Genomic DNA, 18,689 nt, shown 5'->3' with positions numbered 1-18,689 from the left:
CGTGCAGAACGAGTCTATCTGGACCGTTTATCCGTGCCCCGGTCCGCCGCCGGAACTGCAGAACAGTGTGTTGCTGATCAGCACCGTCAATCCTGCGGGTACACCGCGCGCCATCGCTCGAGCACGCATTCGCAATTGCCTGGGCGAAGCGTTGGTAAGCGTATTGGGAATAACCTCGCAAGCAATCTCGTTCATCAGCCTTGCGGGGCATGCGCCACGGCTGAAGATTCAGGGTTGGCCGGAACCGGGGTTGTCGATCAGCCATGAGGACGGATTGTCGCTGGCGGCGGTCAACCTTCGAGGCAAGGTTGGCGCAGACCTGATGCAGGTACACGACGTTGCGGACTGGCAACCGGTAGCGCAGGACTATCTTGGCCCTCAGACCACCGACCACCTGCTGGCCACCCCCACTTTGTTGCAACCGCAGGCGTTTGCCAACGCGTGGTGCAAGCACGAAGCACAACTCAAATGCCATGGCCTGGCACTCGCCGAGTGGGCCGTGACGCAACCCCCGGAGTGCCTTGTTTTTGAACTGGCATTGCCGTCGCCTTTGGTGGGCGCTCTCGCGCTGCCTGCTTACACCAGGCGTTCGATTTTCTGATGCTGCCAGACGATTTTGTAATACGCGGTCTGCAACGCCAGCATCCCGAGATAGGCCACGGGAAACGCCATCCACACGCCTTGCAGGCCGAAATGGCGATCCAGCACATACGCCACCGGTAACTGCAGCAACAGCACGCAGACGATGGAAATCGACATCGGCACCAACACCGTGCCGCTGGCGCGCATGATGCCGCCGATGATTGCCTGGAAGCCAAATACCAACAGGCTCCACAGCATGATGTGCAACAGGTGCTCGGCCATCGTCAGCGTGGAGTCTTCGGTGAGGAACAATCCCAACAGCCACGGCGACAGCAGGTAACCCAACAGCACCAGCCCGCCGGTCAGGCACACATTGATCAACAGTCCGGTACGCAGGATCGGCGCCATGCGCTCCAGGTGCCCTGATCCGATGGCTTGCGCGCCGAGGATCGACGCGGTGATCGCAATCGACAGCGCCGGGAACTGCACGTAATTGACAATCTGCGTCACTGCCCCGTAAGCCGCTGTCGCCTGCGAACCGTGTTGATTGACCAGTGCCAGAATCACCAGCTCCGACAACGACAGCACCACCATTTGCAACCCGGTCGGTAAACCGATGCGCAGTACCTTGCCGAGGATGACCCGATCCAGACGCATCGTCGCAAACATCTCGCGGTCGGGAGCCAATGGATGCCCTTTGCGAATCAGGCGCCAGGCCAACCACGCCATCGCCGACAAGTTACCCGCCAACCCGGCATACGCGGCACTCTGAATGCCCATTTGCGGCAACCCGAACCAGCCCCGAATCAATGCCGGCGTCAGTGCCAGCCCAATGCACGTCGACACAATCAACGCCACCAGCGGCGACACCGTATCGCTCACCCCACGCAACAATTGGGTAAACAGCACATACACCAACAGCGACGGCATGATCCACATCATCACGTGCGCATAAGCCACTGCGTCGTCCAGCACATCCGCTGGCGTCCCCAACCCTTGCAACGCCGAGCGGGCAAACACACTGCCCAGCACCGCCGCCGCCAAGCCGATCATTGCGCCCAACAGCAATGTACTGCCGGCAATCGCCTTCACCATGTGCAGTTCGCGCGCGCCCCACGCCTGGCCAATCAGCACACCCGCGCCTGCGCCCAGACCAATCACCAACGCAATGAAGAAGAACACGATCGGGAACATGCCGGACACAGCAGCCAATGCCTGGGTGCCGAGCATCTGGCCGATATAGATGCTGTTGACAGTGCCCGACATCGATTGCAGGAAGTTCGACAGGACCATCGGCGCCAGGAAAAGCAGGTACGTTTTCCAGAGCGGGTTGTCTTGGTTGGGAATTGGCATTGGGCGAAGGTCCGGCTCGACTGCGGGGAAAAGATTCTAAAGGATAGCTGCAGCAGTGAAGTACACCGCGAGATGAATATCTCGTCAGGGTTCGATTATTTTTACAGGGCGCAGGCAGCGTCCTCCGCAGGAGCCGCCGGTCCGGATTACCGCTGCTGCAAGGCGACTTTCACTCCCAGCCCGACAAACAGCGTTCCTATTATTTTCCCCTCCCACCGACGCAGCCTGGAAAGGCCCTTGATCCATTGGCTCAAAGGTCGAATGGCCAGGGAAATGACGCTGGTATAGATCGCACTGAGCCCCGAAAAGATCAAACCCAGCACGGCGAATTGACTCAGGGACGAACCTGATTCCGGATGAATGAATTGCGGCAGGAATGCCAGGAAAAATAGTGCGGTTTTTGGGTTCAGTACCTCTGCGCCCACCGCTTGAAAAAAAGCCTGGGTCGATGTCACATCAGCCAATTGTGTCCGCGCTGCGCTGCTTGATTCTGCAAAAAAGGCGCGCACGCCCAGATAGATCAGATAGCAGGCTCCTGCGATTTTCACGACGTTAAACGCCAGCGCCGAGGTCATCAGTATTGCCGACAACCCCAGTGCGGCGCACAGCGTATGGATCAGGTCACCCGATGCAACGCCCAGCCCGGTGGCGATACCCACTTTGCGTCCACCTTGGAGGGTGCGAGTGATCACCAGCAGCACGGCCGGTCCGGGGATCAGAAAAAGCCCGATGACGACGGCTACGTACGCCACGATAGAGGCCAGATCAAACATCGCAGTTCACCTCGAGGCAAGAGAGGGCCACAGTTATCCTCAGATGAAGGTCGAAAGCAACAGGGTCACATTGCTTAGGCGGCATACCTTGTTCCGCAAGCCCGGGTTGGGCATCATTCAATAACTGACACGCTGAGCAAAAAAACATGAACCGCCGTAAAAAAATCCAGCAACTATTAAAGGCTCACGCCAAAAAGGCCAGTGCCAAATTGGCACCGGCCAGCAAGTCCAAATACATCAGTAAGGCAGATCGGTTGAAACTGGAGGCTGAAGCCAGCCAGGACTCAACCGATTCCGCGGGCAGCTGATTTATTGACCTGGAATCGGCGAAGGCAAGGCCTGCCCGCTATTCCATGCTTGCAGGTTAGCCATCACCAGGTCGGACATCGCCTGCCGCGTATCAAGCGTAGCGCTGGCCATGTGAGGCGTCAGCAATGCATTCTCCAAACCCAATAGACCTGCGGCGGGCCGAGGTTCGTTTTCGTAGACATCCAGCGCCGCGCCCGCCAGTCGTCCTTGTGCCAACGCCTGCGCAACGGCCGCCTCATCAACGACACTGCCGCGCCCCACATTAATCAAGTAGCCATTCGGCCCCAGCGCCTCCAGCACCTGCGCATCGACCATGTGATAAGTGTCGGCGCCCCCGCCCACAGCAACCACCAGGAAATCGACCGCCGCAGCCAACTCGAGTGCGGTCGAGTAGTACTGATAATCCACTGCCTGTGGCCGGCGCCCGGTGTAGGCGATTTGCATGTCAAAACCTGCAGCACGGCGCGCAATCGCCGCGCCGATTCGGCCTAGCCCGATAATCCCCAGGCGTGCCCCGCTGACTTTGCGACTGAACCGAAAAGGCCCATCTGCCCAAGCGCCTGAACGGGTGAACTGATCGGCCATGCGCAGGTTACGTGCGATGCCCAGCAGCAATGCCATCGCGAAGTCCGCTACGTCATCCGTCAGCACATCGGGGGTGTGCGTCACTTTGATTCCACGCTCGCGCGCCGCTTCGACATCGACGCCGTCGTATCCCACGCCAAACACCACAATGAGTTGCAACGCCGGTAGACGGGCCAGTAATTGTCGGGTGACCGTGGATTCGCCATTGGCCACCAGCGCCTGTATGTCTTCCGTGTGCTGACCGGTACCGGTGCCGTCTTCATCACACTCCACCACTTCGTAGCTTGCGTGTAATGCTTCGTCGAGCATCGCCGGCAGGCGTGCAATTTTAAGGAGCCTTGGCTTCATCGAGACCTCGTGAAATGTTGACCGTTACAGGCGGCACCGAGCGCGGAGCCCGGGCCAGATAAAGTCCCAGTACGCCGCCCGCCAGCAATGCTGCGCTGACCAGCAACAAGGCATAGTCGTAGCTATTGGTAGCGTCTTTGATCCAGCCCATGATCGGCGGCAGACCGAGGCCGGCAACGTTGGCGATGGAGTTGATCAGCGCAATCGACGCAGCCGCCGCTACGCCGGACAGGTACTCGGTGGTGGTCGCCCAAAACACTGGCGTGGCCGCCCAGTTCAGGCCCACCGCTACCACCAGCAATGAGTAGGCCAGCCAAGGATTGCTGGTCACCACCGCCAATGCGAGCAACACGCCAGCCAACATCAGCGGTACACCCAAGTGCCAGCTGCGCTCACGCTTGCGGTCCGAATGGGTACCGTTGAGGTACATGAATATGCACGCAAACAGGAACGGCAACGCCGACAGCACGCTGACGGTAAACGACTCCTGACCAGAGACGGATTTGACGATTAACGGCAGAAAAAGCGTGATGCCAATCGTGCCAAAAGCCTGCAGCAGCCAGAACAAACTCAGCAACCAGACCTGACGGCTGCGAAATGCCATTTGCCATCCCGCATGATGAGAGATCGGGGTTTTAGCCTGCTCGCTGGCAATGGTCCGGCTCAGCCATTCTTTTTCCGCGGGTTTGAGCCAGTGCGTGCTTTCGGGCGAGTCCGGCAGATAACGCAATACCACGATACCCAGCACGATCGCAGGCAAGCCTTCGAGGAAGAACAACCAGCGCCAGCCGCTGATGCCAAAGTAACCGTCCATGTGCAGGAAGGCCCCCGACAGCGGCAGGCCGATCACCGAGGCCAACGCCGCGCCGATGTAGAAAAACGACATGGCTTTGGCCCGATCGCTACGCGGATACCACTGCGACAGGTAGTAAATGATCCCGGGGGTAAAACCGGCCTCGGCGGCGCCGAGTAGCAAGCGCATCCCGTACAGCTGGTTGGCGCTTTGTACCAGGCTCATGCCCGCGGCCACGATGCCCCAGGTGATCATGATTCGCGCAATCCAGCGCCGGGCGCCGACCTTGGTCAGGATCACGCTGCTTGGAACTTCGAGGAGGATATAGGTCAAGAAGAATAAACCGACGCCTATACCGTACATGCGAGCGGTAAGGCCCAGCTCCGCGTTCATCTGCAATGCGGCAACGGAGATGTTCGACTTATCGATGTAAGCGACCATGTACAGCAACATCAGGAAGGGAATCAATTTGAGGTTGAGACGCTTCATGGTGCTGGCATGCAGGCCCAGATCCAGCGAAGACTGAGGCATTTGACTTCTCTATTTGTTGTTATGAGGGTGGTCAACGTTTCTGTCCTCACCATAAACGAGATCAAGCAACACCTCAACATGTGATTTATCAACCCATATATTGGGATTTGATCCATCAAAAAAGAATAACCGGGACGCATGAACAGCCGTTAACGCTGGAGCGACATAACGAATTGCACATAGGCAACATGTTCTTCGCAACATGGGCGGGCCGGGCACGTTCCTCTAGCATGGATTTCGCACTCGTTGTCCGCCCGGCCGGGCAAGCAGCCACCCGGTAGCTCGCGGACATGCTTGATCTCAGTGCCATTTCCATCACAAGGAGAACTGCACATGTCCATGCCCGCCATTGCCTGCCAGACCGTCACCTGGAACCCGATTACCAAACACAGCACCTTCACTGCACAGGACCGCGACATTCTCAGCCAACATTGGCACCCCGTTGCTTTTTCAGCCGACGTTACCGACAAGCCGTTCGCCGTCACGCTGCTGGATGAGCCTGTGGTGCTCTATCGCACAGGTGAAAAACTCAACGCCGCGCGAGATATCTGCAGCCATCGTGGCGCACCGTTGAGTAAAGGTTGGGTCCAGGGCGAAAACATCATTTGCCCCTACCACGGCTTGCACTTCGGCACGAATGGCCGGTGCACACGCATCCCCTCGGAGCCCAATGCCAACCTCACCGAACGCCATCGCATCCAGATGTATTCGACCCGAGAAGACTACGGGCTGATCTGGGTATTGATGTACGGCGACAGCGCGCCCTTCTCACACATGCCGTCGTGGAACGACGACAGCTTCCAACGCATCCTGCCGCCGTCAATCGACATTGCGGCCTCGGCGGGCCGGCAAGTCGAAGGCTTTATCGACGTCGCGCACTTTGCCTGGATCCACCACGAAGCCTTCGCGACGCGTGACAATCCGGTGGTGCCAACCTACAAGGCCGAAGTCACGCCGTATGGGATGCATGCCGAATACGTCAGCAACGTCAGCAACTTTCCGAAAAGCATGCAACACCGCGCCCCCGATGACTTTCTGTGGAGCCGCACGTTCGATGTTTTTGCGCCGTTTACCGCGCGTTTAACCGTCAACTTTCCCGACCCGGAACACCGCTTGGTGATTCTGAACGCAGCCAGCCCGATCTCGGCCCGCAAGACGCGGATGTTCTGCGCCATCACGCGCAACTTCGACCAGGAAATGCCGTTGGACGACGTCTACGCCTTCAACCAGCAAGTATTCGAAGAGGATCGCGACATCGTCGAACTGTGCCGTCCGGAAGACCTGCCGCTGGACCTTTCGATGGAAATCCATATTCCCGCCGACCGTTCCTCTACCGCCTACCGCCGCGCGCTCAGCGCACTGGGACTGGGTCGCGCCTTCATCAGCTGACCCAATTGCTGCATACCGATTGAGTGGAGTAACACCATGTTTAAGTGGGAATGTCTTGTGTGCGGCTTCATTTACGATGAAGCCGCCGGTATGCCGGAACACGGCATCGTCGCCGGCACAGCCTGGGGGGACGTACCAGACGATTGGTATTGCCCCGAGTGCGGCGTCGGCAAAAGTGACTTTGAGATGATCAAAATCGCGAGCGAAGAGGCGAGTCGCGCTGCAGCGCTGCCACCGGCACAACCGGACCCGGTGATTATTCTGGGCTCGGGGCTGGCCGGCTACACCGTCGCTCGCGAATTGCGCAAGCTGAATGCCGATACACCGATTGTGCTGATCACCCGCGATGGGGGTGAGTTCTACTCCAAGCCTTCACTGTCCAACGCCTTCCAGACCGGGCGCTTGCCGGATGCGCTGGTGACCTCGAGTGCCGAGCAAATGGCGGCGCAACTGAACCTGAAAATCCACACCCGTACCTCGATTGAACACATCAATGCGCAAGCGCAATCGGTTGACATCGAGGGCCAGCCACACCGCTACAGCTCGCTGGTATTGGCGCTGGGAGCCGACGCGCGCCGGCCCGATCTGCAAGGTGACGGCGTAGACGCCATCGTCACCGTGAACGATCTGGACGACTATCGACGCTTCCGACAACAGATCGGCGTGAATAGCCGCATCGCTATTCTGGGCGGTGGCTTGATCGGCTGCGAGTTCGCCAACGATCTGCGTCATACAGGCCATGAAGTGTGCATTGTCGACCGCGCGACCTGGCCGCTCAGCCGTCTACTACCGTTGGAGGCCGGTGATGCCATGGCGCAAGCGCTGGAGTCTATTGGCGTGCGCCTGGAACTGGGTAATGCGCCCGTTGCGGTCCAGCGTACGAACAGCGGACTGCAACTGCACATGGCCGATAGCCGCGTAATCGAGGTGGATTATGTGCTGTGCGCCATTGGCCTGGTCCCGCGAGTGGACATCGCTCGTGCTGCGGGCATCAGCGTCGACAGCGGCATCATCACCGACGCCTGCCTGCGCACGAGCGCGAACAACGTGTATGCCTTGGGTGACTGCGCGCAAGTTCACGACCTGGTGTTGCCTTACGTGATGCCGATCATGCTACAGGCGCGCGCCTTGGCCCAAACACTGGCCGGCCAGCCAACCCCGGTCGCCTACCCCGCCATGCCGGTGACCATCAAAACCAGCGTCTTGCCGACTATCGTGGCATCGCCGATGGGCACTCATGGGCTGTGGTCCACCGAGTTGGGAGGACGGTGCGAAAAAGGCATCGCACAGGTGAAGTCCCTGTACCACGATCAGCAGAGCCGCATGCTCGGCTTCGTACTGATGGGGGCGGCTACGCAGGAAAAAGCCGAACTTCTGAAAACCCTGCCCGATTGGCGTTAGCACAGCTTACTTGGCGTGGACGGGTTCAAGCCTAGCGCTATATTATCTTTTATATAGCGCTACGAAGAACCCACTGAGGGCGCGTCGCTAACTCAAGGTGAAGGAACAATCGTGAAGATTGATCAACCAGAACAGAGGCTGCTGTGTCTAACTCGATGCCCAACTTAGATGCTCAACTGATCCGCACGCTCTATACCCTTCTCACTGAGTGCAGTGTTTCCCGTACCGCCGAACTGCTTGGGCAAACCCAACCCGCCATCAGCGTTGCCTTGCGCCGATTGCGTGAACTGACTGGCGACCAGTTGCTGGTGCGCAGCGGCAGCCGCATGGTGTTGACCACACACGGCCTGACCCTGATCGAACCTGTTTCGCAGGCACTCAACGGCATCGACCAGATTCTGCACCCGGTCGACCTGTTCGACCCGGCCACCACCAAACAAACCTTTCGCATCAGCACTCCGGATTACCTGAGCGTGTTCTTTGTGCCGGCCATCATCGAACGCTTTTACGCCCAGGCACCGTTTGCCACATTGGAGCTCAAGCACTTGCAGGCCGAGGGCGGGTACTCTCGCGGACTTGAGGACGGCTTTCTCGACCTGGTGATCGGCAACTGGGCCGCCCCTGCAGAACACCTGCATCTGCAACCGTTGTGCGACGACGACCTTGTGTGCCTGTTACGCGAAGAACATCCCATTCAGCCAGGTTGCCTGACCCGTGAAGCGTATATCGAGGCCGATCACCTGGCCGTGATGACCAACAATGCCTCCGGCCAAGGCACAATCGGCACCGAACTGGCCAAAAGTGGCTTGGTCCGCACAGTAAAAACCACCCTGCCCTATTTCTGCATCGCGCCCTATGTACTGGTTAAATCAAACCTGGTCTTCACCACCACACGCTCGTTTGCCAAGCATTACACTGAATTATTACCCCTGCGTATCGAACCCTTCCCCGTCCCCGCCCAACCGTTGCGTTACTACCAACTGTGGCACGCACGAAAACACCGTTCATTAGCGTCGAAGTGGCTACGCAGTGTGGTGTTGGATGCGGCTAGTGCGATTGGGCCGTAGGGAATTAGCGAGCAAGAAGCCGTTGTTTGTATGCGTGGCCCTGTCCCGGAACCGCCTAATATCCAGCAGAATTTTTTGCGCAGAAGCTGGATGCTCTGATCGCTCAGGCCACGACTTAAGCGAGCAGTGAAGGCGGGGGGTTGCAGCAGGCAGATAAAACAACACCGGCGCGAGGCCGGTGTTGGGAGGAACAAACAAATCTGTCAGATTTATTTGTTATTTCTCGAGCTGAAATTGATTGGGAGATAATGCCAGCTGAGCAACAGTACGTCCCTGCGCATCACAAAACTCTACTTCATAGCCTTCAACTGGCAGACTATAAATTTCAATGATCGCACCCTGCATACCAGTTCGTAGTCCTTCCCCCGGGATATCCTCAGTCAATACGACAATATCAAAAAGCGAGTAAGTCATCTGGCATTCCTTACTTGACATAAAGAGTTGTCATTCTAGGTGTGGACGAGCCTGGATCATATATCCAGCCAGTACGAACAGTTGCCGTATTACCATTTGGCCCGGTTGGCCCGGTTGGCCCGCCTTTGTAGCGCCCCCTATTCCTTTTGCACCGTCAATCCATTAGCTGACGCCTCACCTGCAGAGCAATATCTTCCACAACGGCCTTGGGCCCAGCAACAGTGAGACCGACGAAAGTCTCTGCCTCTATCGCTACCAAAGCGTTGCCAACCCTAACAATCAGAGCTTCAACCTCTTGGGACCCGCCAATCCCCCAAGACTTATCAATGCGAACCGCACCAATTCTCACAAGAACAGCGCAGAGGGCATCTCTGAGAGCATCGTCATATTCATCGCCGAGAATAATTGTTACTGTCTCATTACTCATTCTTAAAAACCGAAATCCTTGCCGCCAGACCGGCTTGCTGACTTGACAACTTGCTCCCAACTTTTGCCAATGGCCCTAAGCCAATCGACAGTCGGACCCAGCTTATCGCCGTATTACTCGAGATTCCTGGCGTAAATAACCTCAATCTGCGGAGCAAGTGTGAGATCTTTGTACTGAACACCCAAATCTCGACGTATTTGATGAAGCTGACGAGCAACCTGCTCAGGTGATGCGCCCGCAGCTCTCATACTGATAGAAACTTCATCAAGTGTTTTTACTTCGTTGACATATGCTTGTCGCAAAGGTGGAAGCCCACCAGTCGCTTTTGCACCTCGCGCTGCTTTTACCTCAACCTCAAGCAACGCGGCGCCGAATTTTTTCTCCAGCGCCTGCAAAATTTCCTTGGCTGCAGCTTTGGATATTGTAGCAACGGCTTTAACCTAACTATGCAGAACAACTACGCATAAACTTTCGATGCACACAATATCTTTAAAAAATTACTAAAGCCCACATTGACGTTAATGTTTAGTCTAGCAGACCAGGCGAAAATTGTTCAACACACAATGTCTCGGGCCATTCTTGGTTAATAGCGATGAGCGTCTGGAAAAGTTTCGACCTGCCGAGACCGAGCGGCAATTTGATCTGAACTCCCCTCAAGAATATACCAACAACTTCACAAAATAGACCGTTTTTTAAAAGCCCAAAAAAAACCCCAAACAATATATAAACAAAGAGACTACCGCCAATGCGAGTCTGCCAACTGGATTGGCATCTTTTCCGAGTCCCCCTGGGCCGATAGATACCCTTCCGCCCATCAAATACGAAAAAACTGCTTGGCCGAACCAAATCTGAAGCAGTAACGAATCGAAAAATGGTCTCCACTCCCCGAAAAATCGAAAGAAGCAATTAAATAAAGCCCCCGCCAGAAGCATTCCGCCGAAGTAGAATCTATATTTAAATAAGAACAAATTCATATTAATGCTCAAGCCCTAGCCGCTGCTCGGCCTTCTCAATCAAGTCGTCACCCACGCAATCGACCTGACTACCAAAGCAAACGATATCAGGATGCAGTGATACTAAGTCCTCAACTTGATGCGTCTTAACTTGGCTCATTCTCAATTCCTAAAAATCTGCAGATCGTTGCTGCCAGTACTGCTCCCTCCACTTATCAAAAGCTGGCCTACCAATACCGGAAGAAATTGTACTAGGGATAATGTTAATAGTTGTGCTATTGGTTTGGTGAAAACTTTGCGTCATTTCTGCGATATACCCTGACTGTATTTGCGTCATATGATGTTGGCTCACCGACTTGCCATCTTCACCTATGGGCACTAGGCCAGAGTCCATACGCTCAGCATTATTACCTGTAATGACCTTGCCACCTTCACGTCAACTAGTTTACAAATAAGGCTCAAATAAATCATTCCGTTGATAGACCTTATTCCCACTAAACCGAATAGGATCTTTTGACCAAAAATTACGTTGCTGCGTAAAAACAGAGCCCGCCTTTGTAGCGCCCCCTACTCCTTTTGCACCAACCAAAGAGCCGAATATTCACGAAGCTCTAACGCCCCTGACCACGACTTCTGTTGACCACATCCAGAAGCAATTCAAGCTCAAAGCCATAACTATTCGGCTCAAAGCTCTCCTCTACACCATTCATCAAAAACTCATTAGAAATCAACTCACAAAGTTCATCTACCTCACCTGATGATAATGAACCATTAAGCAATTTCTCAGTTAGTGTCGGTTGGAACGCTCCCGCCATAAAGCACAACGAACATAAAAGCTGCCATTGGGCATTTGTTAAGAGACTACTCATTTTCCGGTCCCCGAAGCGGATTTCCCCCAACCTGTGACGACTTTACCTTCAGCATTGACAACTATGACTGCATCCGTCCCCGTATACCTAAATATTGGACCGTACTTCGAAGGGACATATTCAATTTTTAGAGGGCCAGACCAAGCGCCACTGAGTGCAGATTGGCTCACACCAATGCCGCCATCCCTTCCTGCAAATTGTTCTAATGCATGATTTGAATAGCTAGTGATTTATGTAGGCGCCCTGGCTCCGGCGGCCTGCTCAGCAACCATCTGCATTTTAAGTCTTGCAGCATTAGCCGCGCTGTTCGCTCCTGATTCAGCAATAGCGGGAACGCCTTTTGCACCATCAATTTTTAGGCACTATCGCAAAAAGCCCCTCCGGCATTAAGTAGCTGAAAATATAATTCTTTGCCTTATCTGAACTGCGCTTAGAAAAAACAGAATCAGACTCATCGGGGCCTTGGTCGCAGTACCAACTGTCGTACGTCTGCTCAGCTTTCTCGCCAACCAATTTATACACATCCCCTCCAAGAATCGCAATTCCGAAAGCCTCGAGTTCATAAATAGCATGTAAAGCGTCATCACGACCTAGTGCCCAGTTCCGCACTCCCAAATGCTCTAGAGATATACCTCTACTTAGAATAGGATCAATTTGCTCCGACCATACAATACTCATAGATCACTCCGCCGAGGTCGGTTTGAATAGTCGATGGTTGATTGATCCATCCGACTCCTTTATGAACTCGAAAACGCCTTGTTTCCCACGATACTCACCTGGAATTTTCAGCATGTCTCTTACCACACCATCTCCCCCTGTGATCTTCGTCACCTGTCCGGCCCCTTGGAAAGTTGTGACACTTTCCGGGAACCCATGAAGATCGCCAGTCTTGATCTGGCCTAACACTTTATCTGTGTATTTCGTACCTGCAAAGAAATCATCCGCTACGGCGCTTCCGCCTTTTGCACCTCGCGCTGCTTTTGCCTCAACCTCAAGCAACGCTGCGCCGAATTTTTTCTCCAGCGCCTGCAAAATTTCCTTGGCTGCAGGTTTGGATATTGTAGCAACGGCTTTAACCTTACCGACAGGCGAAGGCGTGGGGAAGGAAATATCGATCCCCAATTCCACATACCGCTCAAAATCGGTGAGCTCAAAGAAAATATCGCGAAGGGCTGCTGGTGGAAACTGGTTTAAAAACTCAACAGTTTTGGGGTTCAACTGTGAGCGGTCTTTCTCTCCTTCCGCGATTTTCTGAAGGTCCGCCAGGACATCTTCAGGTTGCAGGTCAACAAATTCCCCCCGCTCGTGCAAAATAGCAAATCCGCTTTCCAAACGCTGTTTCGCTTCACGATGAACCTGCTGGTTATAGCGCTCAGCATTCCCCGCTACCCAGCTCCCTATAGCAGGATCGCCACCGCCTGACGCCGCTGCCAAAATACCGATAATCTGCGCTGTACCGACTTTGAATTGGTCATCGGTGACAATTCGCTCATCCAGAAATCTTCCCAGTGCGTCTGTGGTGAACTGCGTCAGGCCTTCAGCAGCAGCGCCCGCCAATGCCCCGGTTTTAAATTCACCGCCGCTGGCTACGGATAAAGCACCGCCCAACAAGGCGTGCATCAGTATTTTTGATGCCGAGCCTGAGTCCACATTTAGGTAATCAGCAAGATCGCCCACTTGTTTGTTGCCAAACGCGGCGACGAAGTCCAAGCCCTCTGAAGCAAGTGCTTTTGCCAGGTTATCCTTCAGGCTGCCGCCATTGATTGCCGTATTGATGCCACCGCTTATCAGGACGTGGGATCCACTGCGCAACACATTGTCTACGGCGGTATTCCAGTCCAGCAGACTTGATGAGTAACCGGGATTGCTGACTCCACTTCCATTAAGAACCTGCGCCCCGCCCGCTTGCCAACCGCCGACCAGGCTGTCCATGGTGCTCAATCCGTAGGCCGTCGCCCATTGCGTGGCATACCCTTTGAGTGCATCGATGCTGGTGGCGGCCTTGAATCCGGCACTAAGGTCGCCTCCTCCATTAACTGTACCCACCGCAAAATTACTGGCGATGGCACCCGTCAAGGGTCCAATAAGCACACTGGCGACAATGGCGATAATCAGTTGCGATGCAGGGCCAAGTCCGGCGTCGTCGTATTTGAAGGACTCATGAATCTCCTTCACCAACCGCCAATCCACATCACCCCGTCTCTCGGCTTCTTCAAGCCACGCTAGATTGGGGTCAGCCTGGACCATTGCTTCGATGGATTGCCTAACGGTGTTTTGATCGATTTGTTTCAGATCGATCTGCAGGCCATCAATCGCCCTGATAACAATGTCGCCACCCGCAGTTAACTGACTTTGACGCAGGGTTTCGTCGGTACGTCCCTCACCTTTAGCCGAGAACCAGAACGAGTCGCTATCGCTTTTGGTGTGACTTTCATCATGCAGATCCTTGACTGCCTCGAAGGTAATTTTGCCTCCACTGTCAAGAGTCAGGTCTTTGCCGCTGTTCAGTTTGGCGCCTTGATACAGTTGATCGCCGCCACTGACCAGTGTCAGGTCACCGCCAGCGCTGATCTGACTCCCGATGTTGTTCACATCGGTCACTTCATCGTGCCTCGTCTCGAGGCTGCCGAAACTGCCCTTTTTCTTCTTGTCATACAGCGAGTAATCGGAATCTTGGGCAGCCAAAATGTCTAGCCGGCCTCCTGCAACCAGATACGCCTCGTCACCGGCCGTGATGCGGCTGGAAATGACAGCCAAATCGTTGCCCGCGCTGAGCGCCACATCACCGCCCGCGGTCACAGCCGACATGACCTGGCTGACATGATCTTCCTGCTGGGTCACTTTCTTGTTTTTCGACAGCGAATGCTCTTCATCCGCAGCCGAACTGATCGTCAGGTTCTCACCTGCTGCCATGGCGATATCGCCTTTGGCATCGACGTCACTGGCGATGACATTGATGTCGCGGCCAGCCTCGACGGACAGGTCACGACCAGCACTGACTTCAGCGCTCAGTTGAGTGATGTCGCTACTGTTATGCCTGGCACTTTGATACGAGCTGTTGCTGACCTGCTGTGATGCCAGATTGACGTCGCGGGTGGCTTCGAGGCTTAAATCCCGACCGCTTTGCAGTGCGCCGCCGATAACATTGATGTCGCGACCTGCCGACACATTGAGGTCATTAGTCGCTTCGATACGCGCAGCATTGTCGGCAAACTCTCTGTGCAAAATGCCGTACAGCGTGCTGTCGAGGGCGGTGATGGTTCGCTCGTTGATCACGTCGCCATTGCTCGCCGTGACACTGACATCGCGTCCCGCAATAACACCGCCCAATGTGTTCAAGACATCGTTCGTCGCCAGCAAATCAAGGCGATTCCCGGCTTCTACCAAACCGCCGTTATTGGTGAGATTTAGTCCCGCCATCGCTGCCAGGTTGTTGGTTGCACGCAAGGTGCCTGCGTTGTTCAGGTCCTGGCCTGCGATCAGCTTGACGTCATTGCCCTGGATCAATGCGCCGTTCGGTGCCAGGCGATTTTTGGCCTGGGCGAGATACAGCACCGGCACCAGCACTTTTTCGCCGTTCACTTGCTGCTCTTCGAGCCAGACGATGTCGTGGGTCAGTGCCGCGACTTGCTGTGAGGTGAGCGTGACGCCTACTGAAAGGTTGAGCGCGTCCTTGCTGGCGATGGCGTTGTTCATCAGGTATTTGAACAGACCTTCATCGGAGGTTTGGCCGTCGATGAAGCGTTGCCCGGTACGTTCGATGATGGCTTGTTGAATCAACCGTTGTTCGTAGAAGCCGTCGCCCAGACGCTTGGCGCTGATGTCGGGGTCGTAGCCCAGGTTCGTCAAAAGGTAGTCCGAGCTCATGAATTGCTTGAGGTCGGTGAGTACCGGATTGGTCTCGACCAAATACTTATGCGATGTAGAGCGAACGCTGTTGTCTGGCAAACCCCGAACGCGAGTCACCGCTAATGAACTGTTGATGCCTCCGTTCGGCACGGCGCCAGCAACCGAGCCACTTTGGTCGTTAAGTCGGAAAAGTCCGTTTTGCCCGGTTGGCAGGCTGAAGCCAGGAAGCGTCAGTGGATTGATCTGTTGTTGCGCGAGATCAGGTGATAGCTGGCTGTTCAGGCTGATGACCGTGGTGGTGCCGGTGCCTGACGCTGCGGTATCCGCGTTGCGCGATGTACCGGCAGCCACTGAACTGTAGGGTGACAACACGCCGTTGTTGATCTGGTTTGCCGCATTGACGGTTACGTTGCCCGCAGCCTGAATGATGGCGGAGGCGTAGCCCGTCGGAACGCCGTTGATGATGGTTTCGCTGAATACGGCGTTTTTTATGAAGCTTGGGGCGTCTGTTCTAACGCCGGTGGAATACTGTGAATCGCCAAATTCGACGGCATTGTCTTTTTTGTTAAGGGAGATCAGGAGAGGACCGAGGCGCTGGGACCAGTTATCTTCCTCACCTTTGACCCCAGGCTGCACTACCTTTGGCAGTACCCTCGAATCAGCTTCACTGGCGTTCCAGAAACGCAGATCCTGATTGTATTCAGCATCGTTTTGCGCGTTGTAATTGACGATTTCCTGCCACTGTTCAATCGATTGGCCGCCGTTTAGATACTTGCGCGAGGTAAAGTCGCCCAGCGACGTGCCCGAATTTTCAAAGTCCGACACTGCGATGTCTATTTTTCCAACAGCGCTGACGGAAGAGTTCGAGTTACGGAATGCTCCCCCGGAGACATCAAGATTGCGTCCCGAATTCATCGACGCAGCCTTAGAGCTTTCGCTTTCCAGCAGGCTGACTTTGAAGGTTTGCTCCCACACCAGGTGCGAGGCAATCGGGTGTGTAGACAGGTCGGCCCAATTGGCCGGTAGCTGTTCACAGTCGTAACAACGAACGCCGATGTCCGCCGTGTACATTTCAGAGACGGTCTTGAACTGGTCCCTGCGATTGACGATTGAATCGGCACGGATCGAGAAGTCCCCGCCGCTTTCCATCGTGCCGGAAAGGTTCTCTACCAACGCCGATCGGCCGCCAGCATCATCCCGCGCAATATCAATCGCACCCAGGCTGTAGACGTCGGAATTCCTGTTGGTGAAGCTCCCGACCCGCAAGGCCATGTCGCCACCGCTGAACAGGAGCCCTCCCTGGTCATTCAGCAGCGTGGATGCTTTCAGCTTCAGCGCGCTGCCACCCGCGAGGGTGCCGTAATTGTTGACGTTTTTTGCTGTGACGATGAGCTGGTTTGCAGCCGTGAGACGACCGCTGTTGTTCAGGGTAGTCAATTCATCGCGATCACCCACCGTCGTTTTATTGCCTCCGGCAATACTGCCTGTGCTACCAACATTAATGGCCGCAGCGTCCAGTTGCATGTCACCCAGACTGGTCATGCGACCATTGCCGCCATAAGTTTTAAGCAGCTGCACATCGAGGGTGCCATCACTGGCGATCAACCCATCGTTGGTCCAGTTTTCGCCTCTGCCTTCAAAGTGCTCTGAAGCCAGCAATTGCCCGCTCGCGGTTTGCGCGAAGTGGCTGACATTAACCTTCAGGTTGTTGGCCTGGATGACACTGCTGTTGGTCCAGCTGTCAGCATCGAGCGTCATGTCGCCGCGAGTGACCATCGTCCCGCCAGCATTGATCACGTTGGCGGTGGCGATGTTGAAATCGCCGATTCCGACGTGGGTTACGTTGCCTCCCGTATTGAGAAAGCTTGGGGTGGCGAGCGTCAGATGCGTGTTGGCGGTTTCCAGCAGGCCATTGCGATTGTCGAATCGGCGACCGATCTGAAAATCGGTGGTGCCGGTCACACCCATCGCACGCAATTGGCCGCGTTGGTTGTCGACACTATCTGCACGCAGCTTCAGGTTACTGCCGCTTTCGATCAGGCCGTCGTGGTTAACAAGGTCGCCATCGAGTTCAAGTGCTATGGTTTTACCGCTGATCTTCCCCGCACTGTTGTCGAGCGCATTGCCCTTGATCGAGACCAACTCTGTGGCGTAAATCCCACCGTCGATGTTGTTGAGTTGAGTGGCGCCGGTGTCGAGCAAAATATCGCCCGCGTTGGCGGCGATGCGCCCTCCCTCGTTATAGATGCCGCCTAATGCCTGAAGGTCAAGGCGATTGCCTTCGATTTTGCCACCCTGGCCGTTGCGCAGAACGCCGGTCAGCCTGGTCTGCATCAAATCCTGGAGGCTGGACAACTCGCCATTGCGGTTGTCGACATTGCCTGCGTCGATATTCAGGTGGCCATTCTTGGCAATGATTTTGCCACCCTGGTTATCAAGGTTGCCGCCCTGAACTTTGAGGATAAGGTTGTCGTGACTTTGTAATGAGCCTTTGCTGTTGTTGATGCTATCGGTCGTGATATTGAGCCCGGCACCACTGCTGTGGATCAACCCGTTATCCGTGTTGCTGACACCACGAGTAGCGATGAGATCGAGTTGAGCATTGGCCTCCACGATGCCTTGCAAATCATTGTTGAGCTGGCCTGTCAGTAGGCTCATCAGTTGTTGGCTGATGAGTTTGCCGCCCTTATTGTCGATCTGCTCGGAACGCTTGATGACTAATGGCCCGCCACTGGCGAGTACTCCATCGGTGTTGGTCAGAATACCCAGCAGGTCAAGCGTGATGCTGTCTTTGCCTGCCATATTGCCGCTGGTGTTATCCAGGTCGATACCGGTGAAAGTCAGTGCTTTTTGGGCGCTGATTTTTCCAGAGGCATTGCCGAGTTTTGAAGCGATTAAATCGAGTGTGCCGCTGCTCTCAATCAAACCTTGCGCGCTGTTGTCGATAGCGCCTTGGGTGATGGTGATCTGTTGTGCGCCGCCGCTACTGACGATGCCATTGCGGTTATCAAGGCTCGCGGCAGTGACCGTCACCTCACCCTTGCCA

The 18,689-nt window shown here is 55.2% G+C and carries 17 protein-coding genes; 5 read left to right on the top strand and 12 right to left on the bottom strand.

Annotated elements, in window-relative coordinates:
* The first annotated feature begins 1 nt into the window (after position 1).
* The gene (locus ACQR3R_RS04105) at positions 2–601 is read left to right on the top strand and encodes a 4'-phosphopantetheinyl transferase superfamily protein (protein ID WP_428270731.1); all 600 of its coding nucleotides are present in this window, start codon (positions 2–4) and stop codon (positions 599–601) included.
* Here the strand turns inward: ACQR3R_RS04105 and ACQR3R_RS04100 are convergent.
* Entirely contained in the window at positions 577–1,935 is a 1,359-nt protein-coding gene (locus tag ACQR3R_RS04100; protein ID WP_428270730.1) for an MATE family efflux transporter, read from the bottom strand. The two genes, ACQR3R_RS04105 and ACQR3R_RS04100, sit on opposite strands and share 25 nt — an antisense overlap.
* A 146-nt stretch (positions 1,936–2,081) precedes the next feature.
* Positions 2,082–2,708, bottom strand: coding sequence for a LysE family transporter (locus ACQR3R_RS04095; protein ID WP_428270729.1), 627 nt, complete (start codon positions 2,706–2,708; stop codon positions 2,082–2,084).
* A gap of 146 nt (positions 2,709–2,854) precedes the next feature.
* Between ACQR3R_RS04095 and ACQR3R_RS04090 the strand changes: the two genes are divergently transcribed.
* On the top strand, positions 2,855–3,016 hold the full coding sequence (locus tag ACQR3R_RS04090) for a DUF2986 domain-containing protein (protein WP_428270728.1): 162 nt from the start codon (positions 2,855–2,857) through the stop codon (positions 3,014–3,016).
* 1 nt (position 3,017) lies between these two features.
* On the opposite strand, the gene ACQR3R_RS04085 is transcribed toward ACQR3R_RS04090, so the two are convergent.
* Together ACQR3R_RS04085 and ACQR3R_RS04080 are read right to left on the bottom strand one after the other, a co-directional pair.
* Positions 3,018–3,950, bottom strand: coding sequence for an NAD(P)-dependent oxidoreductase (locus tag ACQR3R_RS04085; RefSeq protein WP_428270727.1), 933 nt, complete (start codon positions 3,948–3,950; stop codon positions 3,018–3,020).
* Positions 3,931–5,274 carry an MFS transporter gene (locus tag ACQR3R_RS04080; protein ID WP_428270726.1) on the bottom strand — a complete coding sequence of 448 codons (1,344 nt, stop codon included), beginning with the start codon at positions 5,272–5,274 and terminating at the stop codon, positions 3,931–3,933. Before ACQR3R_RS04080 ends, ACQR3R_RS04085 begins: the two co-directional genes overlap by 20 nt.
* Before the next feature lie 333 nt (positions 5,275–5,607).
* On the opposite strand from ACQR3R_RS04080, the gene ACQR3R_RS04075 reads away from it, so the two are divergent.
* The 3 genes from ACQR3R_RS04075 (at position 5,608) to ACQR3R_RS04065 (ending at position 9,131) form a co-directional block, all read left to right on the top strand.
* The gene (locus tag ACQR3R_RS04075) at positions 5,608–6,663 is read left to right on the top strand and encodes a Rieske 2Fe-2S domain-containing protein (RefSeq protein WP_428270725.1); all 1,056 of its coding nucleotides are present in this window, start codon (positions 5,608–5,610) and stop codon (positions 6,661–6,663) included.
* Between the two features lie 36 nt (positions 6,664–6,699).
* Positions 6,700–8,064, top strand: a complete 1,365-nt coding sequence (locus ACQR3R_RS04070) for an FAD-dependent oxidoreductase (protein WP_428270724.1) — start codon at positions 6,700–6,702, stop codon at positions 8,062–8,064.
* 155 nt (positions 8,065–8,219) lie between these two features.
* Positions 8,220–9,131, top strand: coding sequence for a LysR substrate-binding domain-containing protein (locus ACQR3R_RS04065; protein WP_428270723.1), 912 nt, complete (start codon positions 8,220–8,222; stop codon positions 9,129–9,131).
* 216 nt (positions 9,132–9,347) lie between these two features.
* On the opposite strand, the gene ACQR3R_RS04060 is transcribed toward ACQR3R_RS04065, so the two are convergent.
* The 8 genes from ACQR3R_RS04060 to ACQR3R_RS04025 form a co-directional block, all read right to left on the bottom strand.
* Positions 9,348–9,545 carry a DUF4926 domain-containing protein gene (locus ACQR3R_RS04060; protein ID WP_428270722.1) on the bottom strand — a complete coding sequence of 66 codons (198 nt, stop codon included), beginning with the start codon at positions 9,543–9,545 and terminating at the stop codon, positions 9,348–9,350.
* A gap of 154 nt (positions 9,546–9,699) precedes the next feature.
* Positions 9,700–9,972 (bottom strand): hypothetical protein, encoded by a 273-nt coding sequence (locus tag ACQR3R_RS04055; protein ID WP_428270721.1) that lies wholly within the window; start codon positions 9,970–9,972, stop codon positions 9,700–9,702.
* A gap of 113 nt (positions 9,973–10,085) precedes the next feature.
* Positions 10,086–10,367 carry a hypothetical protein gene (locus tag ACQR3R_RS04050; protein WP_428270720.1) on the bottom strand — a complete coding sequence of 94 codons (282 nt, stop codon included), beginning with the start codon at positions 10,365–10,367 and terminating at the stop codon, positions 10,086–10,088.
* A 580-nt stretch (positions 10,368–10,947) separates the two neighbouring features.
* The gene (locus tag ACQR3R_RS04045; RefSeq protein ID WP_428270719.1) at positions 10,948–11,085 is read right to left on the bottom strand and encodes a hypothetical protein; all 138 of its coding nucleotides are present in this window, start codon (positions 11,083–11,085) and stop codon (positions 10,948–10,950) included.
* Positions 11,086–11,094: 9 nt separating this feature from the next.
* Complete coding sequence (locus tag ACQR3R_RS04040) at positions 11,095–11,343, bottom strand: HNH/ENDO VII family nuclease (RefSeq protein WP_428272593.1); 249 nt, start codon at positions 11,341–11,343, stop codon at positions 11,095–11,097.
* Between the two features lie 193 nt (positions 11,344–11,536).
* Complete coding sequence (locus tag ACQR3R_RS04035; protein ID WP_428270718.1) at positions 11,537–11,794, bottom strand: hypothetical protein; 258 nt, start codon at positions 11,792–11,794, stop codon at positions 11,537–11,539.
* Between the two features lie 348 nt (positions 11,795–12,142).
* Positions 12,143–12,472, bottom strand: coding sequence for an Imm40 family immunity protein (gene imm40 / locus ACQR3R_RS04030; RefSeq protein ID WP_428270717.1), 330 nt, complete (start codon positions 12,470–12,472; stop codon positions 12,143–12,145).
* A 3-nt stretch (positions 12,473–12,475) separates the two neighbouring features.
* Positions 12,476–18,676, bottom strand: a complete 6,201-nt coding sequence (locus tag ACQR3R_RS04025) for a DUF637 domain-containing protein (protein ID WP_428272592.1) — start codon at positions 18,674–18,676, stop codon at positions 12,476–12,478.
* Between the last annotated feature and the right edge of the window lie 13 nt (positions 18,677–18,689).

Origin of the sequence: Gordonia sp. IEGM753, assembly GCF_050321825.1 — a bacterium.
Lineage (GTDB): Bacteria > Pseudomonadota > Gammaproteobacteria > Pseudomonadales > Pseudomonadaceae > Aquipseudomonas.
The sequence above is the reverse complement of the archived record's forward strand: the minus strand, read 5'-3'. Positions and strand labels throughout refer to the sequence as shown.